Below are 6,521 nucleotides of genomic sequence, written 5' to 3'. Positions count from 1 at the left end.
GACTATCCCAAAGACATATTGGGTTGTTGGAAAATGGTTGATATACGATACGAGGTAAAATCAAATTATCCTTATATAGATGCTTTAGCAGATAGTCTGAATGTGATAGACAGTAAGGAAAGTTTAGAAACAGGTGGATGGATTAAGTTTTTAGAAGGAAACATACTACAAAGTTTTAACAATAATGGTAGACAGCGTGGGCTTGATAATTATTATAGAATAGATGGAGACTCTTTTTTTGCTCAAAACTCTATTCGCGATGATGATAAGCAAACATCAAAAATGATAATCAGAAACGATACTTTATTTTTAGAAGCTAGTATTCCTGAGGCATTTGATGATTTTTTATTAGATCTAAGATTTGATATAAAGCAAGAGGCTCCAGATGATATAAAACTTGAAAAATGGATACGTTATACTACCTTTATTCGTGTACCTGATTGTGATTAATATGAAGCAGAAAATTATTATCCTATTACTATTAATTGGTTCTACATCCTGTAGTAGTCAAACAAAAGACTATCCCAAAGAAATATTGGGTTGTTGGAAAGTGATTGATACACAATATGAGATAAAATCAAATTATCCCCATATAGATGCCATTGCAGATAGTATCTATGCAATAAAAAGTAAAGAGCGATTAGAAAGAGGCGGTTGGTCTAAATTCTTAGAGGGAAATGTACAACAAAGCTTTGGAAAGGATGATAAGCAACTGGGGTTTGATAATTATTATAGAGTAGACGGAGAGACTCTCTTTGCTCAAAGCTCTATTCGCGATGATGATAAGCAAACATCAAAAATGATAATCAGAAACGATACTTTATTTTTAGAAGCTAGTATTCCAGAGGCATTTGATGATTTTTTATTAGATCTAAGATTTGATATAAAGCAAGAGGCTCCAGATGATATAAAACTTGAAAAATGGATACGTTATACTACCTTTATTCGTGTACCTGATTGTGATTAATATGAAGCAGAAAATTATTATCCTATTACTATTAATTGGTTCTACATCCTGTAGTAGTCAAACAAAAGACTATCCCAAAGACATATTGGGTTGTTGGAAAGTGATTGATACACAATATGATATAAAATCAAATTATCCCCATATAGATGCCATTGCAGATAGTATCTATGCAATAAAAAGTAAAGAGCGATTAGAAAGAGGCGGTTGGTCTAAATTCTTAGAGGGAAATGTACAACAAAGCTTTGGAAAGGATGATAAGCAACTGGGGTTTGATAATTATTATAGAGTAGACGGAGAGACTCTCTTTGCTCAAAGCTCTGTTCGCGATGATGATAAGCAAATATCAAAAATGATAATCAGAAACGATACTTTATTTTTAGAAGCTAGTATTCCAGAGGCATTTGATGATTTTTTATTAGATCTAAGATTTGATATAAAGCAAGAGGCTCCAGATGATATAAAACTTGAAAAATGGATACGTTATACTACCTTTATTCGTGTACCTGATTGTGATTAATATGAAGCAGAAAATTATTATCCTATTACTATTAATTGGTTCTACATCCTGTAGTAGTCAAACAAAAGATTATCCCAAAGACATATTGGGTTGTTGGAAAATGATTGATATACGATATGAGGTAAAATCAAATTATCCTTATATAGATGCTTTAGCAGATAGTTTGAATGCGATAGAAAGTAAGGAAAGCTTAGAGAGAGGAGGATGGTCTAAGTTTTTAGAAGGAAATATCGTACAAAGTCTTGAAGAGAACGGTAAACAACAAGGGTTTGATAATTATTACAGAATAGCTGGAGACTCTCTCTTTTTTCAAAGTTCTATCCGTGATGATGACAAACTGACATCAAAAATGATAATAAGGAATGACACCTTATTTCTAGAAGCAAGTCTTCCAAGAAAATTTAGAAGTAGAATATATGATATAAAATGGAATTTGGAAAAGGTTATTCCAGATGATATAAAACTTGAAAAAATGATCCGCTATACTACCTTTATTCGTGTACCTGATTGTGATTAATATGAAGCAGAAAATTATTATCCTATTACTATTAATTGGTTCTACATCCTGCAGTAGTCAAACAAAAGACTATCCCAAAGACATATTGGGTTGTTGGAAAATGATTGATATACGATACGAGGTAAAATCAAATTATCCTTATATAGATGCTTTAGCAGATAGTCTGAATGCGATAGACAGTAAGGAAAGTTTAGAAACAGGTGGATGGATTAAGTTTTTAGAAGGAAACATACTACAAAGTTTTAACAATAATGGTAGACAGCGTGGGCTTGATAATTATTATAAGATAGATAGAGATTCTCTTTTTGCTCAAAATTCGATACGTGATGATGATAAGAAAACATCGAAGATGGTTATAAAGGATGATACATTATATTTAGAAGCAAATGTTCCAAGAGTATTCACTAATGTCTTAGATTATTTGAAATGGGATATGCGACAAGAGATTCCATATGATGTAAATATTAAAGAATCAATGCGTTACACCATTTTCGCACGTATACCCGATTGTGATTAATATGAAGCAGAAAATTATTATCCTATTACTATTAATTGGTTCTACATCCTGCAGTAGTCAAACGAAAGATTATTCTAAAGAAATATTAGGTTGTTGGAAGATAATTGATACACAATATGAGATAAAATCAAATTATCCTCATATAGATGCCATTGCAGATAGTATCTATATGAGAATAAGAAAAGAAAATTTAGAAAGAGGAGGATGGATTAAGTTTTTAGAAGGGAATATATTACAAAGCTTTGAAGAGAACGGCAAACAAGAAGGTTTTGATAATTATTATAGAGTAGATGGAGGCTCTCTTTTTGTTCAAAACTCTATTCGAGACGATGATAAATTAATGTTAAAACTGATAATAAGAAACGACACCTTATTTATGGAAGCGAATCTTCCAGTATTATTTACAAAAACAATATATGACATAGAGTGGATTTTAGAACAAGATTTACCAGATGATATAAAACCTGAAAAAATGATACGCTATACTACCTTTATTCGCGTACCTGATTGTGATTAATATACAGAGTGAGAAGATATACAAAGCGACATGCATTTTGACCAAGTTAGTACATATATTAAAACGGTTGTAAAAAAAGGGAAAGAGGATCGGCAAAGATTTACTTATTCTCGTGGCATAGGTCTATATCCGTTAAGTAGCCAGTCAAAAAATAAGGTGTATTATAACAAGGATTTGAAAATAAACATTGAATCTATGGAGTCATACAATACTTATGAGATTGAAGTAATAGAGCCGGTCATGGAATTTGGATCAGAAATAAGAAAAGCTGAAGACTTTCATCGAAGATTGAATTATAAATACGATTGGATACACGTTGAACGAAGTAGTAATGGAAAAATAACGGATGTTGGGAATTTAAAGGAGCTTCGCACAAACTGGAATTTATTGAAGGAAAGAGTTGAGCGAGATTATGAAGGTGTTGCAGTTGATAAATATCTGAATGGAATATCAGATAGGTTCGTCCGGGATGAACATTTTAAAAGCATCTTCAGTCAATATAACGAATATGGACTATTATTCCCGGTCGTTCCGAAAAAACACAGAAATGATTGGAACATGCAACGAATAATCACTTTAGATGACAATGAGAAATCAGAGTTAGTTGAAACAATCACTTTTGTGAATGAAGACGAAGAATTTAGGATATATGATCTTAAGTTAGATCGAAATGAAACGTCATCGATAAACATAATAGAGTCGGCTGGTGAAATAGTGTTGAGTAAAAAAGATAATTTAATAGAATCTGTTGATGTTTCTGTAAAATATTTTTACGATGAAATTATAAATAATGAGTGGGTTTTTATGCTGAAAAGAGTTTAACCGAAAAAAATAGATATATGAGTTTATTTGCAGTAATAGCAGTCGTAGTGGCTCTTGTTCTGGTTGTAGTATTAATTTCTACATTGTCTGGCAATACAGATAAATCTCTCGATTCGGCTTCATCTTCGGAGCAAATGAGCGATAAAGAAAAAGAAGCACACAAAAAGGAAAAGCAGGAAAGAGAATGGGCAGCCTTAAATGAGAATGCCAAATACGTTTGTCAGGGAGGAAAGGTACAATGTCCTTTTGCCTCTCCTGATACAGCAGATATCATAGTGACATCTACAACAATAAAACTACAGGATAAACCTTGGGCAACAGTTGGAGATAAAGACGGGAAAGTAAATTTCAACTTTACAGGCCTTTGCAAACATCCCTCACATGGATCGAACAAACCACCCTGTAAGGCGGTAATCAGCTTAGGAGAATGGAAAGACTATTCGGAGACATTAATTGATAATAAGAATGCTTTGGTAGTTCGGTCAACGATCCCCTGTATGGTAAGTAGTCAGGATTTGAGAATAATAGATAGCGGGCAAACGGCGGAATTGGAAAAACTGGAGCCTACTCAAAAAAGGATCCCTAAAGTCACTGATGTATATTGGAAAGAAGATGGAAGTGATGAGAAACTGTATATTGAATATCCTGATTATCCGGTCACGATGTATATAGAAACCGAAGATTATAATCCAGATGAAATAGTAAAAGTTCGCTTTGTAAATGAAGAAGGTAGACTTTTTGCAGGCAATAAAAAAGAACTTATTGTTTCAGGAAAAGTAGGGAGTAATGGTATTGCTGTAATAAAGAATTTCGAAATTAATTATGAGGAACAACAGTTATGACTCTAAGAACAGAAGATGTAAAAAATAATAGCACTCCAGTATCTACATGGACAGGTGCACCGTTTGTCGTGGAGTTTAGGAAAGATAAGAAAAATCTAAAACCATATTTTGGATTTGATTGGGTAGATGTCGACGAAAATGAAGATATCACTGAGACTGTAAATGGCGTTTCTGTGACAAAAAAAAATCCTCATTTTGGAAAAATAATAAAACATCATGGTATAAATATATTAGATAACGGATGGAGTTCGAATTCCAGCTTCTGCGAATATAAATTGAATCCGGCTTCAAATGATTACGATGAAATAAAAGGAGATGGAAATATTGCTATTCGTCGGGCAATTTATAGTGGGGATTTCAAAATATATTCTCATAATAATGATAAATTACATACCTCTACAGGATGGGTATCTTTACCGGATGTAAATACAGATGTAAATCTATTAATGAAAATTAAAACAAAAGGTAAGATAGATAATAATAATCCTTCCCATATGTTTTTCAAAATATCACAAGGGTTAAAACTTACCATTGACGGAAAAGTATTTGATCAAAGCACAACAGCAGATGCTTTTGAGATAAAGAAGAAGGACGATGTGAAGATTAAACTAAAGTATGATGGGAACTTAGCTAAGGATGCTCTTTTGGATATAAAAATATATAATCGCCCACCTGATAATAGTAAAGAAAATCCTGTAATTATTGGAGAATTGAAAGTATATGCACAAAATAAGATAGATTATGAAGTAGTTATTTGGCCCACCTTAGATATTTCGAAATATATAAATAAAGATAAGACAAAAGAACAGGAAAGTATAGATGAGACTATAGCTGGCCTGAAATTGGATAACGGCAAATTGACTGAATTAAATGAGACCTTACAGAAAATATTTATGCAAGCCGGAATAAATATGACTGCCCAGTATGCAAACGACTACCTGCTCTATGATATTAAAAATAGTAATTATGCAAAATACAGAGATGGTAACAACGGGATAAAACATAGTGAGGGAGGTAATTTTTTTACATCTGTTTATTATGATTTTCTTAAATATGTCCAGAATATCAAAGATAGTACTGACCCTTTTAATGTCCCAAGTGTAAATGGTGTGAAAGTGAAAGATCCGTTAAACTTCCCTCATAATTTCAAAGGAACTCATCTTTTTATTGTGGACAGGAGTTGTGTACAGATGATTTACTCCGACAATAAGAACCCATTGGTAACTCAACTTCCCGGCAGTAATACAAATCAAGGATATGCTATAGTAGGGCAAACCGTTTGCTTACTTTTTAAAAATACAAAAGACGAATTTGGTATTTATGCTCACGAAATAGGGCATACATTGGGTTGCCGGCATACATTTAAAGATAGTGGATCTGACGGTGCGGAGAAGGATCTTGTCAATAAAGATAAGCAAATTGCAACTTTGAAATATTATGCAGTAGAAAACGATATAAATGAGAAGGCGAATTTTACTATCTTTTTAAGTAATAATTCGGCGGAAAAGAAAAAATATGATGATGCTATTAAAAACGAACAAAGTACTGATAGAGATGTAAGATCAAAAGCAGATAGTGATAAAAACAATGTGTATGCTACTTATTATGATAGTAAACATCTGAATGATCCGGATGTAAACAGGTATATAAGAGAAAAAAAAGAATTGTTTCAATCATTGGAAATAGTACTTTATACACAAAGTATGACTTATTCCCGTGATTATTCTACAGCAAACGTGATGGATTACGCCACATCTCAAGATGATTTTTTCAAATGGCAATGGTTAATGTTGCGAAAAATAGTACAAGACAGAAAATAAAT

Annotated in this window: 9 protein-coding genes; all 9 read left to right on the top strand. The window is 32.5% G+C overall.

Annotated elements, in window-relative coordinates; all coding sequences use genetic code 11:
• A partial coding sequence (locus M2448_RS11745) for a hypothetical protein (protein WP_280647796.1) occupies nt 1-450 on the top strand: 450 nt, incomplete at its 5' end.
• A 1-nt stretch (nt 451) separates the two neighbouring features.
• Nucleotides 452-967, top strand: a complete 516-nt coding sequence (locus M2448_RS11740) for a hypothetical protein (RefSeq protein WP_280647795.1) — start codon at nt 452-454, stop codon at nt 965-967.
• A 1-nt stretch (nt 968) separates the two neighbouring features.
• Nucleotides 969-1,484 (top strand): hypothetical protein, encoded by a 516-nt coding sequence (locus tag M2448_RS11735; RefSeq protein ID WP_280647794.1) that lies wholly within the window; start codon nt 969-971, stop codon nt 1,482-1,484.
• Nucleotide 1,485: 1 nt separating this feature from the next.
• On the top strand, nt 1,486-2,001 hold the full coding sequence (locus tag M2448_RS11730) for a hypothetical protein (RefSeq protein WP_280647793.1): 516 nt from the start codon (nt 1,486-1,488) through the stop codon (nt 1,999-2,001).
• 1 nt (nt 2,002) lies between these two features.
• Nucleotides 2,003-2,518, top strand: a complete 516-nt coding sequence (locus M2448_RS11725) for a hypothetical protein (protein ID WP_280648052.1) — start codon at nt 2,003-2,005, stop codon at nt 2,516-2,518.
• A 1-nt stretch (nt 2,519) separates the two neighbouring features.
• Nucleotides 2,520-3,035, top strand: coding sequence for a hypothetical protein (locus tag M2448_RS11720; protein ID WP_280647791.1), 516 nt, complete (start codon nt 2,520-2,522; stop codon nt 3,033-3,035).
• A gap of 195 nt (nt 3,036-3,230) precedes the next feature.
• Complete coding sequence (locus tag M2448_RS11715) at nt 3,231-3,857, top strand: hypothetical protein (RefSeq protein WP_280647790.1); 627 nt, start codon at nt 3,231-3,233, stop codon at nt 3,855-3,857.
• A gap of 17 nt (nt 3,858-3,874) precedes the next feature.
• A complete protein-coding gene (locus tag M2448_RS11710) occupies nt 3,875-4,699 on the top strand; it encodes a DUF4280 domain-containing protein (RefSeq protein ID WP_280647789.1) in 825 nt (274 codons plus the stop codon).
• The gene (locus M2448_RS11705) at nt 4,696-6,519 is read left to right on the top strand and encodes a M12 family metallo-peptidase (RefSeq protein ID WP_280647788.1); all 1,824 of its coding nucleotides are present in this window, start codon (nt 4,696-4,698) and stop codon (nt 6,517-6,519) included. The genes M2448_RS11710 and M2448_RS11705 overlap by 4 nt, the downstream gene beginning before the upstream one ends.
• The last annotated feature ends 2 nt before the right edge of the window (nt 6,520-6,521 follow it).

This window comes from Dysgonomonas sp. PF1-14 (assembly GCF_029892965.1).
In the GTDB taxonomy this organism is placed as follows: Bacteria; Bacteroidota; Bacteroidia; order Bacteroidales; family Dysgonomonadaceae; genus Dysgonomonas.
The sequence above is the reverse complement of the archived record's forward strand: the minus strand, read 5'-3'. Positions and strand labels throughout refer to the sequence as shown.